The following is a 24,916-nucleotide window of genomic DNA, read 5'->3' as shown; positions in this document are numbered from 1 at the left end:
GCCTGCCGTGCCGGTCGTGGCAGGCCAATTCTAGGCGCTTGTGCTGATGCTGGTCATGCTGGGCAATACGTGAAAAGCGTCCGGGAGGACGATGAACCACCCGGCTGCCAATGGCACGTTGGGGAGGATAAAATAGCGCCTAGCTGCCACAATTTGACCTGAACCGAGGGTTTGGACTGCATGATCGCGACCAACTTTTCCAGCAACACCGTTCTGGGGACTGACAATCTCCACTTTACCGGAGGGATCAGGGGGTATAGGGCGGAAGAGGGATGGCGAATTGGGCCAATTGTGCATGCTGGCCAACCAGCCTTGCTCGGTCCGGTACCGGATACTCAAGTGCAAACATTAGCGGGGCTGCTCGGCGTAAGGGTGTTTGGGGCTGATGAAATCTTGCTCGATGACCCGCATCTTCCATCGCGCATCTGGCGTCCCCTCGTTGGGCTACCGAAAGGAGGTGTTTTGCCTGCTGATAGTTGGGGCGCCATCGCCTCGGCCGCTCGTACTGCTGGTGATAACGAATACGCCAGCCTATCCAAGAACCTAGCGGTAAGTTTACGGGCCGCCGACATCCGTCTGCGCGATGTCTCGGACGAATACCACCGGCAGCTTCGTGCCGCGATTTTTCGTGGCCAAACGCCATCTACGTGGTTCAAGAACATAGCCCTAAGCGATCTGCACTTGGCGATCCATTCCTTGCTGGCTGAGATGGCTGCCGCCCGTGATTATCTTGCCTCGATCACTGCCCGCCATCTCGATGCGCCCAAGCGAATTGAGAGCTTGGCACGACTGATGGATTGGGTGAGTGCCGGCTCCGGGATTGCGCATCAGTCTCACCCATTGGTGCAGCCGCTGGTCAGCGCTTGGCACGAGAATGCCCAGGACAGATGGCTGTTTGATCTTGGAGAGTACCGTAATCAATTCTTGCACCGTGAGCCACTGGGGGCTGCAGGTCGTTCAAGTGCGCTAAGCCTCGTAGAACGAGCAACATCCCATGGTTTGTTGTTCACCTTATGCATGGAACTGAATACCCTATCTGTGGACGGTCAGATGCGGGATGCTCTGGAACTGTTCGTTCAACTGCATCGCAAATTGCTGCACTTAGCCCATCACGCCGCCCAATTGGCCAAATATCCCACGACTTTTCCCGAGTTCAAAGTTCTGAACGATGCTTCAAATTGACTAGACATATATCTGTGCAGAATGGACTGCCTCGACTCCTGTAGGCAATCCTGCCATATAATTTGAGCATAGGAGGATGAGTCGCTCCTCGTTTACTAGATACTTTTTGGGCTGATTCCTATGCGAAAACAGCCACTTTTCATTTCACCTGCGGAGGACCGATTGGCCAACGATCGGCCTCTGCTCAGGGCGGGCAGGCCGCCGGTCGGCCAAAACGGCCGTTTGAGCTGATAACTATGATGGTCTGGAATGAAGCATTTACCTGTCACCCAACCACCTCCTTCCGGCCCAGGAAGGAAGTGCTACTTATGCCTCATTGATTTTTTAAGCAATCCTGTCGTATTTGCTATCCCTTGGGATTGCGGATTCGATGACCTCTAAGAAACCGCCATTCGATATGTGGTTCAGAAATCCTACAAGATCATCTGAGTATCTCAATAAATGGACTTTGCTCTCTTTCGAGGAATCGATTATTTTGTGGAACGACAATCTCTGCAAATAGTCCTGGCAAGCAACAATAAAGTAGTAAGCACCTAGCTTGAAGTGAACCAGCGGAATCGGTGCCACCGTTGCACGAAAATAATCATTATACATTAGGTTTTGGACAAAAATCCCCTGCCGAATGGAAAAGTTAAGCAGGTTTGTTCTGCAAGATTTTATTGGCAAATTGGCAGCAATCTCGTCGGCAAGAAAAACGTACACATCAACTTCGATGCTTTTGTTAGGTTGAATCAGGTACGACCCGACAATATCTCTTAGTTTCCTGTAGTATGTATCACCAATTTCTTCGCCTCGCATCATTGGTGTAGAAATCATAATTCTCCAGGCCACTGAGAGCGAAAAATAATAAATATCTTCGCTAATTACGCCTGGGTTTGTCTTTCTATAGTATTTTTTAAAATAATTGTCGACAAATGCTTTTTCGTGACGAGAAAAAATATCTTCGCACTTATCGCATAGTATCCTTATGGCGAGGGTGTCGGACACCTCCGTTTCTGTATTGTTTAGATAAAAGCTACTTTTTTTGCTCGCAAACTTCAGCCAGCGCATTACAAATTTTGGAATGATATGGCCGAGTTTGTGTAACTCACCTTCTGAGCACAGAAGACAAGTTTGGGGCAGCTTTTGACCATTAATCAGGCAATCATAGACGCTCTGATTGTTGGATAAATTGGTGAATGTCATCAGGTGCTTTCTTAACTTAATAACATGACTTAGGTTTACTTTATTTAGCCTGTGCTCCCCTGCAACCCGATTCGCTTCGTTTTTCTTAGACCCGTTAAACCTGCTACTTGAGCAGACGCGGACCTTAGATGAGGACGACGAACCAGTCAGTACTGAAAAACCTGCCGCACCCTGCGAGCCTAGGCATCAGGGCAAGGAACTTGGCCTAAGCAGACGGTAAAGCAACACTCCTTCAACAACCGCGACCAGATGTAAACTTCATTCGAGGCTGATAACGAGCCGGCTGGCGATGAGGCGTTTTCTGAATAACTATCTCGTCAATCTTGAGCCCACTAAAGATAAGAAAAGCTGAAGGATGTCCACTTTCGTCCGTCCGCTGCTGATGATGGACAAGAAGGCATCGAACGTCATCGTGACTATCTCACCACTCCGCGGGTTAAGCAGCACGAAGTTTCCCCACTCTTTCCCGTGGCCTTCCACGGCGGCAGCAAAGCTGAGCAGCCAGTAGATGGCAACCTGGCGGTAGTCAGCTGATGAAAATCGCCTGGCAGTGCACTTCACCTCCACCAAAGTCGCGCCGAGGGCGAAGTCCCCGTAGCCACTTGAAATCCACTCCAAACCAGGGATCGGCGGACGAAAGACGATGGGATCCCCCGTCGACGCGCTCAGCGACGTCATGATTGCAGCGAGATTCCTTCCGACCGTCTCGGCCAAATGTTGGTCGACAGGCTCCAGCTGCTCGGGCAACTTAGCATCGAAGTAGACGCGTTGTCGCCGGACCGTTTCGGCAAAGCAGGCTGACCAGTCAATTTCGACTGCATCTTTGAGCAGTCTTTCTCCGACGGTATATCCCAGCTCGAAGAGCATCGATCGCTGCAAGGCTGACTGCTGCAGCAGGTCTTTGCAGATCGATTGCACAGGGACGACCTGCGATGCCGCATTGAAGTGAGCGACTATGCCCGGAGTGAGTTGAGGGAATATCTCGTCGAAAATGCCAGGAATTTCCCGTGCCACAGTTCGCGGGTCAAACTGCATCGCCAAGACCCTTCGCCCAGCGCGTGAACACTGCAGCAAATCGAGGCTCTGCGCCACGGGGAAGCGTCGCGAGCTTTGCCTTGTCCCGTTCTTCATCAAAGGGAAGTTCAACCCCAAGTTCCCAGTATTGAGCTGTGGCGCGTTTGGCTTGCTGACGCGCCTTTTCACCCTCATCGCCGAAGCAGTATGAAGTCAGCCAATAAAGGCGCTGGCACTCAGGGCTGAATTGCTGCCATCGGTTTCGCAGGTGGTTGAATGCGACCGCATCCTTCCAACCCCGCCAGCAGTCGATACAGGCGCGTCGGACCGCATCAAGCTGCGTTTTGTCGTAGAGTTCACTCACGAAGTTTGCGCGAGCGGGAGTTCTCTGGAACCGCAAGCATCGCAGGTAGTGTAGGAGGCTAGTGTCGGCCTTCAGTAGGTGCGCGGAGTGAATCGGAACTTGGTCGAGCAACTGGTCTAGGGTCCCGTGGACGGCAGCGAACCTGTCGTCTCCCCGTAGATTGGCGATGCCTCGCATGATCGTGGAAAAGGAGGAGCGGAAAGCATGCAGATTCTGCTGCTTCAGCAGCGTTGCAGCGATTTCAAGAGCCACGGCAGGTTCGTGAAGACGAATGGTCCTGCCAATCTGGGTGACCAGGAACGTATCTGGAAGCGCCTTCTCGAGCTCACGGTTCAGAAGCAACCGAACATCGAGCGCTTCGACCGTCTCGACTAGCGAGTCGTAATCTGCTTCGGGGCTGTCGGAGTAAGGGTCGAATTTGATGTCGATTTGCCGCAGTTTGGCTGCTTCCGCGTCGTCTCCGCCCAGCTGCGAAGCGACGTAGTCGCAATAGTGTTTAGCAGAAAGGAACACTGTCTTAGACTTGTTTAAGCTGAGGCCGTAGTCCATCAAACACTGCGCCAGGACGCCCAAGGCTCGATATGCCTCAGCGGTGTTGGCTGCAACTAGGACATAGTCGTCGACATACCGGTTGCCCCAGACGCCTTTGGCCCCCATGGCAGTATCCACCTCATTGAGAAAGAGCTCCGCAAGAATACGCGCCCCTTGTCCCCCAACTGGAAGACCGAACGAGCGCCCCGCAAAGAGCTTGCTCAGCAGAGCATTGACCTGCTTAGAGACGGCTGGGGCGTCGCCGCCGAGGCGGTTTATGAGATTCTCGATGTAGTGATGCGAGACGTGTTCATAGAAGCTCGAGATGTCGGTCTGCACGATGACCGCATGTTCTGGAGCCATCGACGCTTGTCGAATGGTCTCTTCTTTGAACGCGCGCCATGAGCACGCGCTATCGAACAGGTCCTTGTCGCCCGTTGCTAGGAATCGGTAAGAGTGCGCGCCTGCAGAGCGATGTGGCTCGAGCGCCTCTGCGATGGCGATGGCTAGACCATTGAGGTAAATGTTCCAGAATAGGTGAATCTTGGTGATTACTCGGAATCCGGTTGGACCAGACGGAGCAAGAAGGCGCTCGCTGTAGACGTGCAACTCCGCGATTCGCTCATGGTTGTCCTTTACCGACGGACTGTCGCGGAGTTCGGAATAGAAGCCATGCGCAATCGACGCGAGAGCCTGAGCCTCGTCCCTACAGAATCGGATATCGACATCAAACGGGAGCGTGTCGTTATCGCCATGCTCTGCAATCTCGCGAGCGGCGCGTTCAAAGTGACGCAGTTCCGGTTTCAGCAAGAAATTCTCCTCACGATGCGATGTTTGCAGCAATTGGCAAGTCGCATCTTGTTGTTTATCTTGCACTGGTGCCAAAGCGACACCCATCGCCACACTGTGCGTATCCCAATTATTGCTTCCTACATCCGGTCAGCATATCTTTTTTTGAGCAAGAATAGGCCCGGAGGAGCTTGTGGGGAATCCCCATTCATGGCGGGTATCATATCGACGTCGGCTTTGTCGGCTTTCGCATGCTCAGTAGTCGCCCGTCGCACGTGGCCTCATCGTCCGCTTTGGCCGATATGCCGAAGTCCTTGGTGCGTGACAGTTTCATAAACGGCTACTACCCCTGAACATGACAAAGGCCCTGCAAATGCAGGGCCTTTTCGTTGTGCAAAGCAAGATTTCATGCTTTGGCTACCGGAAATTTCAAACTTTGACTACAAAATTTCAACCTTTCCGACTTCTGACAAATGACTTATTAATCCCAGCTTAGCGCCCCACCAGTCTGGTACTCGGTTACCCGGGTCTCAAAGAAATTCTTTTCCTTCTTCAGGTCGATCATTTCGCTCATCCACGGGAACGGGTTATTCACGCCCGGGAACATCTGTTCCAGGCCGATCTGCTGCATGCGGCGGTTGGCGATGAAGCGCAGGTATTCCTTGAACATGCTGGCGTTCAGGCCCAGCACGCCGCGCGGCATGGTGTCTTCGGCGTAGGCGTATTCCAGGTCCACGGCTTTCTTGAACAGCTCGGTGATTTCGGCCTTGAAGTCTTCGGTCCAGATTTCCGGCTGTTCCAGCTTGATGGTGTTGATCAGGTCGATGCCGAAATTGCAGTGCATGGATTCGTCGCGCAGGATGTACTGGTACTGCTCGGCGGCGCCGGTCATCTTGTTCTGGCGGCCCAGCGCCAGGATCTGCACGAAGCCCACATAAAAGAACAGGCCTTCCATGATGCAGGCGAACACGATCAGCGACTTGAGCAGTTTCTGGTCGTTTTCCAGGGTGCCGGTCTTGAATTCCGGGTTGCACAGTACGTCGATGAACGGGATCAGGAATTCGTCCTTGTTACGGATGGACGTTACTTCGTGATAGGCGTTGAACACTTCGCCTTCGTCCAGGCCCAGGCTTTCCACGATGTACTGGTAGGCGTGGGTGTGGATGGCTTCGTCAAACGCTTGGCGCAGCAGGAACTGGCGGCATTCCGGGCTGGTGATCTGGCGGTAGGTGCCGAGCACGATGTTGTTGGCCGCCAGGCTGTCGGCGGTAACGAAGAAGCCGAGGTTGCGCTTGACGATGCGCATTTCGTCTTCGGTGAGCTGGCCGGTTTTCCACTGTTCGATGTCGCGCTGCATGTTTACTTCTTGCGGCATCCAGTGGTTGGCGCACTGCGCCAGGTATTTTTCCCATGCCCATTTGTGCTTGAACGGCACCAGCTGGTTTACGTCGGTGGTGCCGTTGATCACCTTCTTGTCTACCACGTTGACACGGTTGGTGCCGTGCGCGTCCATGGAGTTGCTCGGGGTGGCGGCGGCCAGCGGGGTATCGTCAAAGCTCAGCATGTTAGCTCCAGTTATTTTTTAAGTTGCTTGGGTGTTTCGCTTGCGGCCAACCTTTGGGGTTGGCCGCAGTTTGTTTGGTTGTTACCGGCTGCGCGGCGGCTAGTAGCCGCGGCCGACTTTGCCGCTGAACGGCTGCAGGCGGATGGCGCTCAGATCGTTTACTTTCCACACGCGGTGCATGTGGCCGAAGTCGCGTTTTTGCTCATCGCCAAATTCCACGTCCGGCCGGTAATCCAGGTTGAAGCGCACTTGCCCCAGGTACACGGTTTGGCCGGCGCGTACTTCAAACTGCTTGTCGAGGCGGAAGCTGGCGTTGCCCTGGTAGCCAAACGGCCAGCGTTCCGGATCGTCGTTCCACTGCGCATAGGCTTGTTGCAGCTGGTAGCGCCCCGGCGGCAGTGCCAGCAATTGCAGCTTGCCGTCTACCGGTGTCATGCCTTCTTCGCCAAACACGGTATCGGTGCCGAAGTTGGCGTACACGATGCCGCGCTGGTCATTGTCCAGCCCGCGCCAGTTCAGGTTGGCCGAGGCGTAGCTGGGGTTGTAGGTGTGTACCGTCATGGAAAACACGGCATAGCCCAGGCCGGCCGGTGGTTGCAGGCTGCCGTGCAGTTGGTCCGCCATGGTGGTGCAGCCGGCCAGCAGGCCGAGCAGGCACAGTGTCAGTAAGCGACGCATGGTTGTCTCCTTGGTGACGGGTGTCACTGCGGTTGGACTGGCTGGGCGAAACCGGGTTCGGCGCATTCCTCAGCCGCCTCGCGGGAAGCGGCTGAGGGATGCAGGTTGGCCGCATGCGGCCAACCTTCTAGGGTGCTGCTTATTATTTAGTAGGTGGTACCAGCTCCATTGCTCCACTTGCTGCCATTATTGAGTATTCGAATGCTCCAGAGAGCTTTAGGCCATACCCAAAAGTCATGCAAAGGACAGCAATAAGAATTAGTGCCACTACTACAAAAGCAACGAAAATCCCCGTGTTCGATTTCATGAAGTATTTCTCTAAAGAAATGGCTCCTGCCGGGGTTATGAATTAATAAAAGAATCTATTTATCAGGGGCCGTCAGCCCCTGACGCAATTTACTGGCAGCTCTCGCAATCCGGGTTGTCGATGGAGCAGAACTTGGCGTCGGTGGCCGGGGTGGTGTCCACCACGGCGGCCGGTGCCGCGGCTGCGGCCGGGCCGGAGGCTACCGCGTTCAGTTCGCCGCCACGGCCGGTGGATTTCTCCGCCGAGCTGGCGCCCAGGGTGCGCAGGTAGTAGGTGGTCTTCAGGCCTTTCACCCAGGCGTGCTTGTACAGCTCGTCCAGTTTCTTGCCCGATGCGCCAGCCATGTACAGGTTGAGCGATTGCGCCTGGTCGATCCATTTCTGGCGACGGGAGGCGGCTTCCACCAGCCAGCGCGGGTCGACTTCGAATGCGGTGGCGTAGATGGCTTTCAGCTCGGCCGGTACGCGGTCGATGCGGCCCAGGCTGCCGTCGAAGTATTTCAGGTCGGCGACCATTACTTCATCCCACAGGCCCAGCTTTTTCAGGTCACGCACCAAGTATTCGTTGGTGACGGTGAATTCGCCGGACAGGTTGGATTTCACGAACAGGTTCTGGTAGGTCGGCTCGATGGAGGCGGACACACCGATGATGTTGGCGATGGTGGCGGTCGGGGCGATGGCCAGCACGTTGGAGTTGCGCATGCCGTGCTTGGCGATGCGGTCACGCAACTTGCTCCATTCCATGCGTTCGCTGCGGTCCACTTCCAGGTAGCCGCCGCGCTCTGCCGCCAGCAGGTTGATGCTGTCGTGCGGCAGGATGCCGCGATCCCACAGGCTGCCCTTGTACGACGGGTAGCGGCCGCGCTCTTCGGCCAGCTCGGTGGAGGCCATGTAGGCGTGGTAGGCCACGGCTTCCATCGATACGTCGGCGAATTCCACCGCCGCTTCGCTGGCGTAGGCCACGCGCATCTGGTGCAGGCAGTCCTGGAAGCCCATGATGCCCATGCCCACCGGACGGTGTTTCAGGTTGGAGTTGCGCGCCTTCTTCACCGGGTAGAAGTTGATGTCGATGACGTTGTCCAGCATGCGCAGTGCCACGCGCACGGTGCGGCCAACCTTTTCGGTGTCCAGTTCCGGGCCGTTGGCGCCTTGCTTCAGGTGGCGGGCCAGGTTGATGGAACCCAGGTTGCACACGGCGATTTCGTCGTCGTTGGTGTTCAGGGTGATCTCGGTGCACAGGTTGGAGCTGTGTACCACGCCCATGTGCTGCTGCGGGCTGCGCACGTTGCACGGATCTTTGAAGGTGATCCACGGGTGGCCGGTTTCAAACAGCATGGTCAGCATCTTGCGCCACAGGCTCAGGGCCGGAATCTGTTTGAATACTTTCAGCTCGCCGCGGCGGCCTTTTTCTTCGTAGGCGGTGTAGGCCTTTTCGAATTCCTTGCCCACCAGGTCGTGCAGGTCCGGGCATTCGGACGGCGACAGCAGGCACCAGTCGGCACCTTCCATCACGCGCTTCATGAACAGGTCCGGAATCCAGTTGGCGGTGTTCATGTCGTGGGTGCGGCGACGGTCGTCACCGGTGTTCTTGCGCAGCTCGAGGAACTCTTCGATGTCGGCGTGCCAGGTTTCCAGGTAGGCGCACACGGCGCCCTTGCGCTTGCCGCCCTGGTTTACTGCCACGGCGGTGTCGTTCACCACTTTCAGGAACGGCACCACGCCCTGCGATTTGCCGTTGGTGCCCTTGATGTGGCTGCCCATGGCGCGCACCGGGGTCCAGTCGTTGCCCAGGCCGCCGGCGAACTTGGACAGCAGCGCGTTTTCCTTGATGCCTTCGTAGATGCCGTCCAGGTCATCGGCGATGGTGGTCAGGTAGCAGCTGGACAGCTGGCTGCGGCGGGTGCCGGAGTTGAACAGCGTCGGGGTGGATGACATGAAGTCGAAGCTGGACAGCACGTTGTAGAACTCGATGGCGCGGTCTTCGCGGTTCACCTCGTTCAGCGCCAGACCCATGGCGACGCGCATGTAGAACGCCTGCGGCATTTCGATGCGGGTGCCGTCCACGTGCAGGAAGTAGCGGTCGTACAGGGTCTGTAGGCCGAGGTAGCCGAACTGCAGGTCGCGCTCCGGGTTCAGTGCGGCACCCAGTTTTTTCAGGTCGTACTCGCCCAGTTTTTCATCCAGCAGCTCGGCGGCGATGCCTTTCTTGATGAAATCCGGGAAGTACAGCGGGTAGTGGGTGTCCATCTCGGCCTGGCTGACGGCCTCGCCGAGGATTTCCAGGCGGATATTGCCCAGCAGCAGGCGGGCGGTTACCAGGTCGTAGGCCGGGTCCTGCTCGATCAGCGCGCGGGCGGCCAGGATAGCGGATTTGTTGACTTCTTCTTCCGATACGCCGTCGTAGATGTTCTTCAGCGTCTCGGACAGGATGGCGTCCACGTCGGTGTTGGCCAGCGCCACGCAGGCGGCCTCGATGGTGCCGCGCAGGCGGGCCACGTCCAGCGGCAGCTTGCGGCCGTCCTTGCGTACCACGTTGATCTGGATCTGGTGCAGCGCTTCGCCGCGGGCGGCGCGCTCCTGCGAGCGCTGTTCGCGGTACAGCACGTAGGCGCGGGCCACGTCGTGCTCGCCGGCACGCATCATGGACAGTTCTACCTGGTCCTGGATGTCTTCGATGTGAATGGCGCCGCCTTCCGGCTTGCGACGCATCAGCGCATTGACCACGCCTTCGGTGAGCTGGGCCACCTTGTCACGGATGCTGGCGGAATTGACGCTCTCGGCACCCAGCACCGCCAGGAAGGCCTTGGTCATGGCGATGGAGATTTTTACCGGCTCGAACGCAACAACGGCGCCATTGCGACGGATGGTCTTGTACTGGCTGAAGTCCGCCTGCGGTGCGGCGGCGCGGCCCAGTTCGGCGGCGGTGTTCGCTTCGGTGGTGGTCAGTGGCATTGTCTTTCCCTCGTGGTGGGTTCGGGTTATTCGATCGACCTGACGGCCCGCTCGGGAGTCGCTAACAAAACCGCGGCTGCGGATTCGGGGCCACAGCCAGTGGCTGGCCGGGCTTTGTTAGCGACTCGTTGGCGACGGCACGCTGGCGGCGGGCCAGGGTGCGGCGCAAACGTGGCGGCTGGTTGTGGACAACTCTGTTGAAAAGCTGTGCGCCAGTTGTGCACAAACACAATATAGTGGGTTGGCACGTGAAATCGACGCAAATTCTAGTGGTGAAGGGACGGCGGAACAAGTCTTGACAGGGCGGCGAAAAACCGAAATTCAAGCCAGTATTGGCTTAGCGGCGCGTTATATATTTTTGTGACGGTTTCATGTTGTTGTGACGTGGATGCGACATGCCTGTTGCATCAAGGCTTTGCGCCCGGTGTGCTGGCGGCGCGCAGTGCGGCCGGCAACGGCGTGTGGCAATTTGGCGACGCCAAAAACGGGAAAGGGCGGGGTGAGCCGCCCTTGGAACACAAGATGTTGTGTTTAGCTGATCCAGATCAGACTGGCCATTCGGCCAGTGACCTGGTCGCGGCGGTAGGAGAAGAAGCGCGCGCGGTCGATCACCGTGCACATCTCGCCGCCGTACACCTCGTCGATGCCGAGTGCGGCCAACCTTTGCCGTGCCAGCAGATAAATGTCGGCCAGGTATTTGCCGTCTTCGATCGGCTGGAAGGCGGTTACGGCGTGGATGTCGTGCGCCAGGAAGGCATCGCGCACCTCGGCGCCCACTTCGAAGGCGTCCGGGCCGATGGCCGGCCCCAGGTAGGCGATGAGGTTGGCCGCCGGCTCGTTCATCGCCTGCACGGTGGCTTCGATCACGCCGCCGCACAGCCCGCGCCAGCCAGCATGGGCGGCGCCCACCACGGTGCCGGCGCGGTCGGCCAGCAGCACCGGCAGGCAGTCGGCGGTCATGATGGCGCACACCGCGCCGCGGGTGCGGCTGAAGCTGGCGTCGGCCTTGGGCTTGCTGCCGGGTGCCACCGAGGCGGCATCCACCACCACGGTGCCGTGCACCTGTTCCAGCCAGGCCGGTTCGGCCGGCAGTTGCTGGCGCAGCAGTGCGCGGTTGGCGCCAACGTTGGCCGCAGCGTCGCCCACGTGGTCGCCCAGGTTCAGGCTGGCATACGGGGCAGGGCTGACGCCGCCGCTACGGGTGGTGATCAGGCTGCCGACATTGGCCGGCAGCGGCCACGCCGGCGTGATCCAGTCATGGGACATAGTGCACCTCTACGTCGTAATCGTCGTCGTCCCAGTCGTCGTCATCGTCGTCGGAGATTTCCGCGGCTTTCTGCGCCTGCTTGGCGTTGGCCGCGGCCTGTTTTTCCTCGGCCTCGGTGCGCAGCACTTCCAGCACCGCCTTCATGTCGTCCGGCACCGGCGCTTTCCAGCTGCGGGTGATGCCGGTTACCGGGTGCACCAGCGCCAGGGTGTAGGCGTGCAGTGCCTGGCGCCCCAGCTGCTTGATGATGGCGTCGGCGGCTTCGCTGCCGTGGTGGCGCGGGTTGCCGTAGCTGGGGTCGCCGGCCAGCGGGTGTTTGGCCTCGCGCATGTGCACGCGGATCTGGTGGGTGCGGCCGGTTTCCAGCTTGCATTCCACATAGCTGAAGTCGGCAAAGCGCTCCAGTACGCGCAGGTGGGTGATGGCCGGCTTGCCGCCAAAGCGCACCACCGCCATTTTCAGGCGGTTGTGCGGGTCGCGGCCGATCAGGGTTTCGATCTTGCCGTCGAACGGTACGATGCCAGTGGCGATGGCGCGATAGACGCGTTTTACCGTGCGGGCCTGCAGCTGCTGCACCAGGTTGGTTTGCGCCTGCAGGCTGCGTGCCACCACCATCAGGCCGGAGGTGTCCTTGTCCAGGCGGTGCACGATGCCGGCGCGCGGAATCTTGGCCAGCTCCGGGTAGCGGTACAGCAGGCCGTTGAGCAGGGTGCCGCTCCAGTTGCCTACCGCCGGGTGCACTACCATGCCGGCCGGTTTGTTGACCACGATCAGGTGTTCGTCTTCGTACAGCACCGGGAATTCCACCGGTTCCGGCTGGTAGGCCTGTTCATCCGGCGCGCGCACGATTTCCAGGTCGATGATCTCGCCGCCCAGCAGCTTGGTCTTGCCGGCGACCACTTTGCCGTCCAGCTTGACCTTGCCGTCCTTGATCCATTGCGTCATGCGGCTGCGCGAGTAGTCGGGCAGCATCTTGGAGAGCGCGCCGTCCAGGCGTTCGCCGCCCAGTTCGTACGGCACGGTCAGCTGTTTCATCTCGGCTTCGGGCTCGCTGCCGCTGTCCAGTGTTTCGTCGTCCAGCAATTCGTCGCCGAGCAGGTCTTGTTCGTTCATGGTGTTGGTGCGTGTTCTTCTAAAGGAGTGATTTTAAAGGTTTCGGCGGGGGTTGTCCTGCCGGCCTGCATGGCGGTGGCCGCCGCCGGGCTGGCCGCACTGCTGCGCGGGGCGTGCGTGGCGGGCTGTTTTGGTTATAATCGTGCGCAGTCTAAACAGGGACGTCTCATGAAAAAACGCTTTGTATCCTTGCTCGCCGCGCTGTTGCTGGCGGGTTGTGCCACGGTAGACACCCAGGATGAAACCCGCGGCTGGTCGGTAGACCGCCTTTATTCCGAAGCCCGCGACGAGCTTAACGGCGGCAACTACACGCGCGCCATCAAGCTGTATGAGACGCTGCAAGCCCGCTACCCGTATGGCAAGCAAGCGCAGCAGGCGCTGATGGAGCAGGCCTACACCCATTACAAGGATGCCGAGCCGGAGCTGGCGGTGGCCGCGGCCAACCGTTTCATCCGCCTGTACCCGACGCACCAGAACGTGGACTACATGTACTACCTGAAGGGCCTGGTGTACTACAACGATGACACCTCCTTCCTGTCGCGCATGACCGGTCAGGACATGAGCGAGCGCGATCCGAAAGCGGTGCGCGATTCCTATGCCGCCTTCCGCGAGCTGATCGTGCGCTTCCCGGACAGCAAGTATGCCGAGGATGCCACCGAGAAAATGCAGCGCCTGGTGGTGGCGCTGGGCGGCAACGAAATGCACGTGGCGCGCTACTACATGAAGCGCGGCGCCTGGATGGCCGCGGCCAGCCGTGCGCAGACCGTGCTGAAAGAGTATGGCAACACCGGCTACAACGACGAGGCGCTGGCGATCATGGCCGTGGCCTACGACAAGCTGGGCATGAAGGACCTGAGCCAGGACAGCCTGCGCGTGCTGCAGCTGAACTACCCGAAAAGCCCGTTTGCCGGCCAGCAGTGGCGTGGCAAGGAGCTGCCGTGGTGGCAGTTCTGGGGTTGAGCCCCGTGGCATAAAAAACGGCGCCTGCGGGCGCCGTTTTTTTTGCTGCTGTGTGTGCGCGGTGGAGCTTACACCGCGTCTTCGCCGGTTTCGCCGGTGCGGATGCGCACCACCTGTTCCACCGAGGTCACGAAAATCTTGCCGTCGCCGATCTTACCGGTGCGGGCGCTGCTGACAATGGACTCGATGGCGCGATCCACCAGGTCGTCGGCAATCACCACTTCGATCTTCACCTTGGGCAGGAAATCCACCACGTATTCGGCGCCGCGATACAGTTCGGTATGGCCTTTCTGGCGGCCAAAGCCCTTCACCTCGGTAACGGTCAGGCCGTTGATGCCGATTTCGGACAGCGCCTCGCGCACTTCGTCGAGCTTGAATGGCTTGATGATGGCTTCGATCTTTTTCATGTTCGCAACTCCTTGATTTTTCTTGGCTAACCGGATGGGTGGCAGGGCGGCTGACAGACAATAATCTGGGTGCGGCCTTAAAAATATGAGGGATTCCGTGTATTATGACGCGCTTTCCTGATCCTTGTCTCACCTTGTTGCGGGAACACAATGTCGCACATTCTCAAGCTGCGGGGCGGTGCTGCCCTGTCCCAGTTCCGACTTGATAAACTCCTCCAGACTGCACGCGAAGCGGGTCTACCCGATCTGACTATCGCGGCGGAATACTGGCATTTCGCCGAAAGCGAGGCGCCGCTGACCGAGTCGCAAGTCGCCGTACTGGAAAAACTGCTGACCTATGGCGAGCCGCCGCTGGCGCAAGAACCGACCGGCGAGTTGTTCCTGGTTACCCCGCGCCTGGGCACGCTGTCGCCGTGGGCCTCCAAAGCCACCGACATCGCCAGCCACTGCGGCCTGGAAGTCATCCAGCGCATCGAACGCGGCATCGCGTATCGCGTGCAGACCGCATCCGCATTGAATACCGAGGCTCGCCAACGTCTGGCGGGCCTCTTGCACGATAGAATGACCGAAACGGTACTGGCCTCGCTGGACGACGCCAATCGCCTGTTCGTGCATGTCGACCCGCAACCGCTGACCAGCGTGGACATCCTGGCTGGCGGCAAGGAGGCACTGGATGCGGCCAACGCCGACATGGGCCTGGCGCTGTCGCCGGACGAAGTCGACTACCTGGTGGAAAACTTCATCAAGCTGGAGCGCAACCCGACCGACGTCGAGCTGATGATGTTCGCGCAGGCCAACTCCGAGCACTGCCGCCACAAGATCTTCAACGCCAAGTTCATCGTCGACGGCGAAGAGAAGGCCAAGTCGCTGTTCCGCATGATCCGCGACACCCACGACGCCCACCCGCAGGGCACCCGCGTGGCGTACAAGGACAATGCCTCGGTGATCGAAGGCGCCACCATCGAGCGCTTCTACCCGCAGCCGGGCAGCAACAGCTACGCCTACAGCGAAGAGCCGACCCACATCCTGATGAAGGTGGAAACCCACAACCACCCGACCGCGATTTCCCCGTTCCCCGGTGCCTCCACCGGTAACGGCGGCGAAATCCGCGACGAAGGCGCTACCGGCCGCGGCTCGCGTCCGAAGGCAGGCCTGACCGGTTTCACCGTCTCCAACCTGAACATCCCGGGCTTCGAGCAGCCGTGGGAAAGCCCGGATTACGGCAAGCCGGGCCGCATCGCCTCCGCGCTCGACATCATGCTCGAAGGCCCGATCGGCGGCGCCGCATTCAACAACGAATTCGGCCGTCCGAATCTGACCGGTTACTTCCGCACCTTCGAAGAAGACTTCCAGGGCGAGCGCCGCGGCTACCACAAGCCGATCATGATCGCTGGCGGCCTGGGCAGCATCCAGGAACAGCAGATCTTCAAGAACGAGATTCCGGAAGGCGCACTGCTGATCCAGCTGGGCGGCCCCAGCCTGCTGATCGGCCTGGGTGGCGGCGCGGCATCCTCGATGGATACCGGCGCCAACAGCGAAAACCTGGACTTCGATTCGGTACAGCGCGGCAACCCGGAAATCGAACGCCGCTGCCAGGAAGTGATCGACCGCTGCTGGCAGCGCGGTGCGGCCAACCCCATCGTGTCGCTGCACGACGTGGGCGCCGGCGGCCTGTCCAACGCCTTCCCGGAGCTGGTGAACGACGCCGGCCGTGGCGCCATCTTCCAGCTGCGCAAGGTGCACCTGGAAGAAAAGGGCATGACCCCGATGCAGATCTGGTCCAACGAATCGCAAGAGCGTTACGTGCTGGCCATCCTGCCGCAGGACCTGGACACCTTCACCGCCATCTGCGAGCGCGAGCGCTGCCCGTTCGCGGTGCTGGGCGTGGCCACCGATGACGGCCACCTGCAGGTACGCGACGACCACTTCGACAACAACCCGGTGGACATGCCGCTGAACGTGCTGCTGGGCAAACCGCCGCGCATGACCCGCGACGTGAAGTCCAAGACCGTGGTGACCGGCGAGCTGAACGGCGCGCAGTACCAGCTGAAAGAATCGGCCTACCGCGTGCTGCGCAACCCGACCGTGGCCGACAAGAGCTTCCTGATCACCATCGGCGACCGTACCGTGGGCGGCATGACCGCGCGCGACCAGATGGTCGGCCCGTGGCAGGTGCCGGTAGCCGACGTGGCAGTAACCACCATGGGCTTCAACACCACGCTGGGCGAAGCCATGGCGATGGGCGAACGCACCCCGGCCGCGCTGTTCGACGCGCCGGCCTCCGGCCGCATGGCGGTGGGCGAATCGCTGCTGAACCTGGCTGCGGCCAACGTGGGCGAACTGGGCAACGTCAAGCTGTCCGCCAACTGGATGGCCGCTGCCGGCCACCCGGGCGAGGAAGCCAATCTGTACGCCACCGTGCAGGCGGTGTCCGATATCTGCCAGCAGATCGATGTCAGCATCCCGGTGGGCAAGGACTCGCTGTCGATGAAGACGGTTTGGCAGGACGGTGACGAGAAGAAAGCCGTTACCGCACCGCTGTCGCTGATCATCTCCGCCTTCGCGCCGGTGGCCGACGTGCGCAAGACCGTTACCCCGCAACTGCAGGCTGCCGACAGCGCGCTGCTGCTGCTGGACCTGGGCGCCGGCAAGAACCGCCTCGGCGCCTCGGTGTTCGGCCAGGTGTGGAAAGACCTGTCCGGCCAGACCCCGGACGTGGACGATGCCGAGCAGCTGTCCGCCGCCTTCACCGTGATCCAGTCGTTGGTGGACGACGGCAAGCTGCTGTCCTACCACGACCGTTCCGATGGCGGCCTGTTCGCCACGCTGGCCGAAATGTGCTTTGCCGGCCATCTGGGCGCGCAAGTCGAGCTGTCCGCGCTGACCGGCGGCGATGCGGCCAACGTCAACGCCGTGCTGTTCAACGAAGAGCTGGGCGCGGTGCTGCAAGTGGCGGCCGACGAGATCGACAACGTGCTCAAGCGTTTCGACATCATGGGCCTGTCGGCGCTGGTGTCGGTGATCGGCATGCCGTCCAGCGACGGTGTACTGCGCCTGGTGCATGGCGAGCAGGAACTGTTTGCCGAAAGCCGCGTGGCCCTGCAGCAGGCCTGGTCCGAGACCAGCTATCGCCTGCAGCGTCTGCGTGACAACCCGGCCGGCGCCGACAGCGAATACGCGCAGATTGCCGACAGCAATGTGCGTGGCCTGTTTGCCGAGCTGACTTTCGACACCGAAGAAAACCCGGCGGCGCCGTTCATCGCTACCGGCGCGCGTCCGCGCATCGCCATCCTGCGCGAGCAGGGCGTCAACGGCCAGATCGAAATGGCCGCCGCGTTCACCCGCGCCGGCTTCGAGGCGGTGGACGTGCACATGTCCGACATCATCGCCGGCCGCGTGCAACTGGCCGACTACAAGGGCCTGGCGGCCTGCGGCGGCTTCAGCTACGGCGACGTGCTGGGCGCGGGCGAAGGCTGGGCGAAGAGCATCCTGTTCAACGCCCAGGCGCGCGAACAGTTCGAGGCCTTCTTTGGCCGCGGCGATACCTTCGCGCTGGGCGTGTGCAACGGCTGCCAGATGATGTCCAACCTGTCGGACATCATCCCCGGTGCGCAGCACTGGCCGAAGCTGAAGCGTAATGCCTCCGAGCAGTTCGAGGCGCGCTTCGCCATGGTGGAAGTCACCGCATCGCCGTCCATCTTCCTGCAGGACATGATCGGCTCCAAGCTGCCGGTAGTGGTGTCGCACGGCGAAGGCCGCGCTGTATTCGCACCGGGTCACCAGCAGCAGGTGCTGACCGCGCTGCGCTACGTGGACTTCAACGGTCAGCCGACCGAAACCTACCCGCTGAACCCGAACGGTTCGCCGGCCGGTATCACCGGTGTCACCACCCCGGACGGTCGCTTCACCATCATGATGCCGCACCCGGAGCGCGTGTTCCGCAGCGTGCAGAACAGCTGGCACCCGCAGGGCTGGGGCGAGAACGGCGGCTGGTTCCGCATGTTCGCCAGCGCCCGCCGCTGGATCGGCTAAGCCGCACCGGCAGTCAGCAAGTCAAACGCCCCGCAAGGGGCGTTTGTTTTTTCCGGTCGCCGCCCGCAGCGCGTCGCCTGTTGGCCGCATTCTGTGGCCCGGGCGTGGCGAGTTGCCGGCCGTTGGCGGCGGCGGGCGCAGAGGTGGCATGCCGCTTGCTGCATGTCACGCATGCAAAAACAGCAGACAAGGAATCAGGCGGTGCTGACGGTGATGCTGGTCAACGATGGCTCGGGCAAGGCAGCGGCGCTGAAGCAGGCGCTGGCCGACGCCGGCGTGCGCGTGGTGGCCGAGGTGGAGGCCAACCTGCACCTGGCCGACGTGCTGGCTGCCGCCCGCCCGGACGTGGTGCTGATCGACAGCGACGCCCCGTCGCGCGACATGTTGGAGCAGGTCTGCGTGATGGGTGACCAGCATGGCCAGCCGGTGGTGATGTTCACCGGCGACGACAACCGCGACACCATCCGCGCGGCGCTGCAGGCCGGCGTGGCGGCCTACGTGGTGGGGCAGGTGGAGGCCAGTCGCATCCAGGCGCTGCTGGAGGTGGCGATCGCCCGGCACCAGATCGAACAATCGCGCCGTGCCGAGCTGGCCGATGCGCAGCGCCAGCTGGCCGACCGCAAGCTGGTCGAAAAAGCCAAGGGTTTGTTGATGCAGATGAAGGGCCTGGACGAGCCGACGGCGTACAAGCAGTTGCGCGAACGCGCGATGAAGCAGCAGAAAAAACTGGTGGAAGTGGCGCAGGAGATCATCAGCCTGGCCGAGTGGCTGCAGAGCTGATGATCGGCGCGTGCTGCGCCATGGTGCGGCGATGCACCAAGCTGATGCAGCCTGCCACCCGGCCGTGCCGTGGCGCATGGCCCCAAACAAGGAGTACGAGCATTGATTGCCGCTAACAGCCTGCCGGTGGGCAAACCGGAAAAAACCGTGGTCAAGGTGGGCTACCTGCCGCTGACCGACTGTGCCGCGGTGATCGTGGCCGCGGCGCTGGGCTTCGACAAACGCTACGGCATCAGTATCCAGCCCTCGCGCGAGGCCAGCTGGGCCGCGGTGCGCGACAAGCTGGTGATGGGCGAGCTGGATGCCGCGCACGCGCTGTATGGCCTGATCTACGGCGTGCACCTGGGGCTGGGCAGCCTGCAAAAAGACATGGCCGTGCTGATGACGCTGAACCAGAACGGGCAGGGCATCACGTTGGCCGCACCGTTGGCCGCAGAGGGCGTGCGCGGCGGTGCCGAGCTGGCACGGCTGCTGCAGCGGGCGCCGCGGCAGTACACCTTTGCGCAGACCTTTCCCACCGGCACCCACGCCATGTGGCTGTATTACTGGCTGGCGGCGCACGGCATCCATCCGCTGGCGCAGGTGAAGAGCATCGTGGTGCCGCCGCCGCTGATGGTGGCGGCGCTGCGCGCCGGGCAAATGGACGGCTACTGTGCCGGCGAGCCGTGGCACAGCCTGGCCGCGGCCGAGGGCGTCGGCTTTACCGTGGCCAGTAGCGGCGCCATCTGGCCGGATCACCCGGAAAAAGTGCTGGGCGCCAGCGCCGAATGGGTGGCGGCCAACCCGGCCACCGCCTGCGCGCTGATCGCCGCGCTGCTGGATGCCTCGCGCTTTGTCGACGACGTGCGCAACCGCGAAGTGGTGGCCGGGCTGCTGGCGGAAAACGCCGGTCTGCCGCTGCCGGCCGGGGTGCTGAATGCCGGCTTGTCTGGCACCTGCGTCGCCGGCGGCCTGAAGTGTTTCGACGATGGCCGGGTGAACTACCCGTATCTGTCGGACGGCATGTGGTTTCTCACCCAGTACCGGCGCTGGGGGCTGCTGCGCGAGGAGCCGGACTACCTCGCCGTGGCGCGGCAGATCAACCAGCTGGCGCTGTATCAGCAGGCGGCGCAGCTGGCCGGCGTGCCGCTGCCGGCCAGCAGTATGCGCAGCAGCCGGCTGATCGATGGCGTGCTGTGGGACGGCCGCGACCCGGCCGGCTATGCGGCCAGCTTCGCGGTGTGCGGGGCGACGCAGGAGGAATGGGACGCCAGTCAGCGCCAGGCGGCGTGGCAATAGCGCGCCAGGGTGCGGGGCAGGGTAGGCAATAAAAAACCGGGCAGCTGGCCCGGTTTTTTATTGCTGCAAGCAGGGTTCAGCGGCGGCGCAGGCCGAGCAGTACGGCAAGCCAGAACACGCCGTAGGCCAGCACCACGCTCAGCGCCGGTTGTGCGCGGTAGCCGGTGAAGGTGGCGAGGAAGCCGCCGATGCTGCCGTTGTCGCTGAGCAGCGCGCTGCTGTCCCACACCGGGTCCAGCAGGGTGGGCAGCAGGTCGAGGTTGATCGCCCGTTCGCAGGCGGTTACCAGCAACGAGGCGGCCAACAGTAGCAACAACACTTCGCTGATGCGGAAGAAGCGCTGCCAGGTCAGGATGCGGCTGCTCTGCTGCAGCAGCCAGAACGTGCCCCAGGCCAGCGCCACGCCCAGCGGCAGCATCAGCCAGAACAGCGGGTTGCCGCCTTCGCCGGTGCCCAGGCCGTAGAGGAACACCACCGCTTCCGAGCTTTCGCGCGCCACGGCCAGTGCCACCACCACCAGCATGCCCCACCAGTTGGCCTGCTGCTGCGCCTGCGCCAGGCTGCTTTCCAGCTCGCGCTTGAGCTTGCGGCCATGGGCGCGCATCCAGAACACCATCTGCACGATCAGCAGGGCGGCTACACCCACCATGCCCAGCTGGAAGTATTCCAGTCCGGTGTCGCTCAGCACGTCGGCAATGCCGACGATGGCGAAGGCCAGCAGAATGGCCAGCCCGACGCCCACTGCCACGCCGCCCCACAGGAAGCGCATGCCGGTGCCGTGGCCGTGCTGTTTCAGCCAGCTGTGCAGGATGCCCACTACCAGCATGGCTTCGACGGTTTCCCGCCAGACGATGAAGAGTGCGTTACCCATGATCTGCCCGCTTACTTGGCGACAACCACGCCCTTGGCCTTGTCTTCGTTGAACTCGTCATAGAACTTGTAGCTGCCGGCCTTCAGTGCCTTGACCTTGAGCTGCGCGGTCTTGCCGGCGGCGATTACCTTCTCCACGTGCAGTTGGTGGCTTTCGAACTCCACGGCTTTCTTGCCGGTGTTCTGCACTTCGATCACGAAGGGCTGGCCGGCAACCACTTCCAGCTGCGCCGGGGTGAAGCCGTTTTCGTTGGCGGTGATCTTCACCACGTTGTCGGCCGCGGCGGCGGACAGGGCGATGGTGGCAAGGGCAAGGGCAGCGGCAAATTTGCGCATGGTCTACTCCGGTTCTGCTGTGTTGGATTGTGTGCATATTGTAGTACACACCATAACAAGAATGACTCTCGATAGCGTTTTGTTACAAAACAACCCAAGCTGGCGCCGCAAGTATCGCTTCGGTGCGCCCGTGCACCACATTCTGGCGAAAAACCCGGCAAAACAACGCTTTTTGATGCTTTGCAGCAGGCACGGCGCTTGCTCAGTAGCTGGCACAGACCTGGCTGCCAATGGCGGCGCCGGGCCCGGACAACGAGGTCCGCCGCGCAGCATCACATGCTGCGTCGCGGGCCTTTTTTGCGTTTTGTGGCGACGACTGGCAAGGGAGCAATACAAATGAGCAAGGACTTCTGGAAGGCAGGGCATACCCCCACGCTGTTGATGGCGTTTCTGTATTTCGATCTCAGTTTCATGGTGTGGTACATCCTCGGGCCGCTGGCGATCCAGATCGCCGCCGACCTGCAACTGTCCGCGCAGCAGCGCGGCCTGATGGTGGCGACGCCGATTTTGGCCGGTGCCATCCTGCGCTTTGGCATGGGGCTGCTGGTGGACCGGCTGTCGGCGCGCACCGCCGGCATCGTCGGCCAGGTGGTGGTGATGGCGGCGCTGGGCGCAGCCTGGGCGCTGGGCATTCACAGCTTTGAACACGCGCTGCTGCTGGGCGTGTTCCTCGGTGTGGCCGGCGCGGCCTTCGCGGTGGCGCTGCCGCTGGCGTCGCAGTGGTATCCGCCGGAGCACCAGGGCAAGGCGATGGGTATCGCCGGCGCCGGCAACTCCGGCACGGTGTTCGCCGCGCTGCTGGCCCCGGGCTTGGCCGCGGCCTTCGGCTGGGAGAACGTGTTCGGCATGGCAATCCTGCCGCTGGGCGTGGTGTTCGTGCTGTTCTGCCTGTTTGCCAAGAACGCACCGCAGCGCCCGGCCCCCAAGGCGATGGCCGACTACCTGCGCGTGCTGGGCGACAAGGACAGCTGGTGGTTCATGTTCTTCTACTGCGTGACCTTCGGCGGCTTTGCCGGCCTGGCCAGCGCCTTGCCCGGCTACTTCCATGACCAGTACGGCCTGGGCGCCGTTACCGCCGGCTACTACACCGCCGCCTGCGTGTTTGCCGGCTCGCTGATGCGCCCGCTGGGCGGCGCGCTGGCCGACCGTGTCGGCGGCATCCGTACCCTGCTGGTGGTGTACACCCTGGCGGCGCTGCTGATCGCCGTGGTCGGCGTCGGGCTGTCGCAGAATCTGGCGCTGGCGCTGTTCGTCGGTGCCATGCTGGCCTTGGGTTGCGGTAACGGCGCGGTATTCCAGCTGGTGCCGCAGCGCTTCCGCAAGGAAATCGGCGTGATGACCGGCCTGATCGGTATGGCCGGCGGCATCGGCGGCTTCCTTCTGGCGGCCGGCCTCGGCCTGGTCAAGCAGCACACCGGCAACTACCAGCTGGGGCTGTGGCTGTTCGCCAGCCTGGGGCTGGTGGCCTGGGTGGGCCTGTACGCGGTGAAACTGCGCTGGCGCACCACCTGGGGTTCGTCCAGCGTGACGGCCGCCCGGGTGTAAGGCAGCGGGCGGGCTGCTAGTGGCGGCCTGCCGTTTTACGTAATCCAGCAGTGGGCACGGCGTCAGCCGTTGCCCACCTTGCTGTTGCTGCCCGGCCGCGCGGCCGGGCGAGCAGGCACTGTAGGGAGAAAGCATGGCGTTGCAACTGACCATCGGCCAGTGCTCGGAAGCGGGCCGGCGCGAGCGCAACGAAGACGCGCTGGGCTGGTGCCTGCCGGACGGCGAGCAGCTGGCCGGCAAGGGCGCCTTGTTCGCGCTGGCCGACGGCGTCTCCGGCTGCGCCGACGGCAAGTTGGCCGCCAGCTCCAGCGTGCGCGCGGTGTGCGCCGATTACTACGCCACGCCGGAAACCTGGGAGGTCTCCGCCGCGCTGGACCGGCTGCTGGGCGCGCACAACCGCTGGCTGCGCAGCCAGGGCCGCTCGCTGGTGGCCACGCTGTCGGTGCTGGTGCTGCGCGGGCGGCGCTTCACCGTGGCGCACGTCGGCGACTGTCGCGTCTACCGGCTGAACCGTGACGGCCTGCGCTGCCTGACCATCGACCACGTGTGGGAAGAACCGTCGCTGCGGCATGTGCTCAAGCGCGGCATGGGGCTGGACGCGCACGTGGTGGCGGATTTCAGCGATGGCGACCTGCAGCCGGGCGATGTGTTCGCGCTGTTGTGCGACGGAATCTGGAACGCGCTGGGCGATCTGCGCATCGACGAACTGCTGCGGCTGCATGCCGACCCGCAGCGGGCGGCGACGGTGCTGGTGGAGGCGGCGCTGGCCGCCGGCAGCCAGGACAACGTGTCGGCGCTGCTGCTGCGGGTGGACGACTTGCCTGCGGCCAACCTTGGCGACGAATTCTCGCGCGGTGAGGCGCTGTTGCCGCCACCGGCGCTCAAGCCGGGCCAGCAGTTCGAAGGGCTGAAGGTAGAAGAAAAACTGCATGCCTCGCCGTCCGGCCTCGCCTATCGCGTCAGCGATGCCGCCGGCCGGCAGTGGGTGCTGAAGACGCTGCCGGCCACGCTGGCCGGCGACCGCGAGGCGGCACAGGCGCTGCTGGTGGAAGAATGGCTGCAGCGCCGCGTCAGCTCGCCGTATTTTGCCGAGGTGGCGCCGCTGCCGGCGCGCAGCCACCTGTACTACCTGCTGCGCTGGTACGACGGCCGCACCCTGACGCAACGCGCCGGCGACGGCCAGCTCGGCGTGGCCGAGGCGGTGCTGACCGGGCTGGCGCTGACCCGCGCACTGGCGGCGCTGCACCGGCTCGGCATCGTGCACCGTGACGTGAAGCCGGACAACGTGCACCTGGGGCGCGACGGCCAGCTGCGCTTGCTGGATCTGGGCGTGGCCTGGTGCGCCGGCATCAGCGGCGACGAGCAGGGCGGCAGCGCCGGCACGCCATCGTTCATGGCGCCGCAGCTGTTCGACGGCGCCGCCGCCGATGCCGGCAGCGATCTGTATGCGCTGGGCGTCACCCTGTACTGGCTGCTGTGCGGCCGCTACCCGTATGGCGAGATCGAGGCATTCCAGCGCCCGCATTTCGGCGCGCCGCAGCCCATCAGCCGCTACCGGCCGGATGTGCCGCTGTGGCTGGAGCGGCTGCTGGCCAAGGCGGTGGACCCGGACGCCGCGCGCCGCTTCGAGACCGCCGAGGAATTCCGCCTGGCGCTGGAGCGCGGCGACAGCCAGCCGCTGACCGGGCGCCAGCACGTGCCGTGGGCGGAGCGGCTGTCGATGCGGGTGTGGCGCCGGGTGGCGCTGTGCTCGCTGCTGCTCA

At 62.1% G+C, this 24,916-nt stretch carries 18 protein-coding genes; 7 read left to right on the top strand and 11 right to left on the bottom strand.

The window, feature by feature from the left end; all coding sequences use genetic code 11:
• Positions 1 to 180: 180 nt before the first annotated feature.
• Positions 181 to 1,182 carry a hypothetical protein gene (locus tag ACFOLG_RS08960; RefSeq protein ID WP_386090944.1) on the top strand — a complete coding sequence of 334 codons (1,002 nt, stop codon included), beginning with the start codon at positions 181 to 183 and terminating at the stop codon, positions 1,180 to 1,182.
• A gap of 324 nt (positions 1,183 to 1,506) precedes the next feature.
• On the opposite strand, the gene ACFOLG_RS08955 is transcribed toward ACFOLG_RS08960, so the two are convergent.
• The 8 genes from ACFOLG_RS08955 to rluD all read right to left on the bottom strand — a co-directional run bounded on the left by ACFOLG_RS08955 (position 1,507) and on the right by rluD (position 12,945).
• The gene (locus ACFOLG_RS08955; protein WP_386090940.1) at positions 1,507 to 2,367 is read right to left on the bottom strand and encodes a hypothetical protein; all 861 of its coding nucleotides are present in this window, start codon (positions 2,365 to 2,367) and stop codon (positions 1,507 to 1,509) included.
• Positions 2,368 to 2,676: 309 nt separating this feature from the next.
• A complete protein-coding gene (locus ACFOLG_RS08950; protein WP_386090937.1) occupies positions 2,677 to 3,402 on the bottom strand; it encodes a hypothetical protein in 726 nt (241 codons plus the stop codon).
• Positions 3,392 to 5,086: an RNA-directed DNA polymerase gene (locus tag ACFOLG_RS08945; protein ID WP_386090934.1), complete on the bottom strand. Its 1,695-nt coding sequence runs from the start codon at positions 5,084 to 5,086 to the stop codon at positions 3,392 to 3,394. Before ACFOLG_RS08945 ends, ACFOLG_RS08950 begins: the two co-directional genes overlap by 11 nt.
• A 460-nt stretch (positions 5,087 to 5,546) precedes the next feature.
• Positions 5,547 to 6,629, bottom strand: a complete 1,083-nt coding sequence (locus tag ACFOLG_RS08940) for a ribonucleotide-diphosphate reductase subunit beta (protein WP_174874035.1) — start codon at positions 6,627 to 6,629, stop codon at positions 5,547 to 5,549.
• A gap of 99 nt (positions 6,630 to 6,728) precedes the next feature.
• Entirely contained in the window at positions 6,729 to 7,307 is a 579-nt protein-coding gene (locus ACFOLG_RS08935) for a hypothetical protein (RefSeq protein WP_386090931.1), read from the bottom strand.
• Between the two features lie 396 nt (positions 7,308 to 7,703).
• The gene (locus tag ACFOLG_RS08930; RefSeq protein WP_386090928.1) at positions 7,704 to 10,565 is read right to left on the bottom strand and encodes a ribonucleoside-diphosphate reductase subunit alpha; all 2,862 of its coding nucleotides are present in this window, start codon (positions 10,563 to 10,565) and stop codon (positions 7,704 to 7,706) included.
• 531 nt (positions 10,566 to 11,096) lie between these two features.
• A complete protein-coding gene (gene pgeF / locus ACFOLG_RS08925) occupies positions 11,097 to 11,831 on the bottom strand; it encodes a peptidoglycan editing factor PgeF (RefSeq protein WP_386090925.1) in 735 nt (244 codons plus the stop codon).
• Positions 11,821 to 12,945, bottom strand: coding sequence for a 23S rRNA pseudouridine(1911/1915/1917) synthase RluD (gene rluD / locus ACFOLG_RS08920; protein WP_386090923.1), 1,125 nt, complete (start codon positions 12,943 to 12,945; stop codon positions 11,821 to 11,823). Before rluD ends, pgeF begins: the two co-directional genes overlap by 11 nt.
• 168 nt (positions 12,946 to 13,113) lie before the next feature.
• Here rluD and ACFOLG_RS08915 point away from each other — a divergent pair, with 168 nt between their 5' ends.
• On the top strand, positions 13,114 to 13,905 hold the full coding sequence (locus tag ACFOLG_RS08915) for an outer membrane protein assembly factor BamD (RefSeq protein WP_386090921.1): 792 nt from the start codon (positions 13,114 to 13,116) through the stop codon (positions 13,903 to 13,905).
• A 68-nt stretch (positions 13,906 to 13,973) separates the two neighbouring features.
• On the opposite strand, the gene ACFOLG_RS08910 is transcribed toward ACFOLG_RS08915, so the two are convergent.
• Positions 13,974 to 14,312 carry a P-II family nitrogen regulator gene (locus tag ACFOLG_RS08910; RefSeq protein WP_174874041.1) on the bottom strand — a complete coding sequence of 113 codons (339 nt, stop codon included), beginning with the start codon at positions 14,310 to 14,312 and terminating at the stop codon, positions 13,974 to 13,976.
• Between the two features lie 150 nt (positions 14,313 to 14,462).
• On the opposite strand from ACFOLG_RS08910, the gene purL reads away from it, so the two are divergent.
• The 3 genes from purL (at position 14,463) to ACFOLG_RS08895 (ending at position 20,402) form a co-directional block, all read left to right on the top strand.
• Complete coding sequence (purL, locus tag ACFOLG_RS08905) at positions 14,463 to 18,344, top strand: phosphoribosylformylglycinamidine synthase (protein WP_386090916.1); 3,882 nt, start codon at positions 14,463 to 14,465, stop codon at positions 18,342 to 18,344.
• A gap of 171 nt (positions 18,345 to 18,515) precedes the next feature.
• The gene (locus ACFOLG_RS08900) at positions 18,516 to 19,124 is read left to right on the top strand and encodes an ANTAR domain-containing response regulator (protein ID WP_386090913.1); all 609 of its coding nucleotides are present in this window, start codon (positions 18,516 to 18,518) and stop codon (positions 19,122 to 19,124) included.
• Positions 19,125 to 19,226: 102 nt separating this feature from the next.
• Positions 19,227 to 20,402 (top strand): CmpA/NrtA family ABC transporter substrate-binding protein, encoded by a 1,176-nt coding sequence (locus ACFOLG_RS08895; protein WP_386090910.1) that lies wholly within the window; start codon positions 19,227 to 19,229, stop codon positions 20,400 to 20,402.
• Positions 20,403 to 20,478: 76 nt separating this feature from the next.
• On the opposite strand, the gene ACFOLG_RS08890 is transcribed toward ACFOLG_RS08895, so the two are convergent.
• Positions 20,479 to 21,273 carry an FTR1 family iron permease gene (locus tag ACFOLG_RS08890; RefSeq protein WP_386090907.1) on the bottom strand — a complete coding sequence of 265 codons (795 nt, stop codon included), beginning with the start codon at positions 21,271 to 21,273 and terminating at the stop codon, positions 20,479 to 20,481.
• Between the two features lie 11 nt (positions 21,274 to 21,284).
• Positions 21,285 to 21,608 carry a cupredoxin domain-containing protein gene (locus ACFOLG_RS08885; RefSeq protein ID WP_386090904.1) on the bottom strand — a complete coding sequence of 108 codons (324 nt, stop codon included), beginning with the start codon at positions 21,606 to 21,608 and terminating at the stop codon, positions 21,285 to 21,287.
• Positions 21,609 to 21,944: 336 nt separating this feature from the next.
• Between ACFOLG_RS08885 and ACFOLG_RS08880 the strand changes: the two genes are divergently transcribed.
• Positions 21,945 to 23,153, top strand: coding sequence for a nitrate/nitrite transporter (locus tag ACFOLG_RS08880; RefSeq protein WP_386090901.1), 1,209 nt, complete (start codon positions 21,945 to 21,947; stop codon positions 23,151 to 23,153).
• A gap of 133 nt (positions 23,154 to 23,286) precedes the next feature.
• Positions 23,287 to 24,916 (top strand): protein kinase domain-containing protein (locus tag ACFOLG_RS08875; protein ID WP_386090898.1); only part of this gene is annotated, 1,630 nt, incomplete at its 3' end.

Origin of the sequence: Vogesella facilis, from assembly GCF_042648525.1 — a bacterium.
Classification (GTDB): domain Bacteria; phylum Pseudomonadota; class Gammaproteobacteria; order Burkholderiales; family Chromobacteriaceae; genus Vogesella; species Vogesella facilis.
Note: the sequence above shows the minus strand (reverse complement) of the source record. Positions and strands in the feature narration are given on the sequence as shown.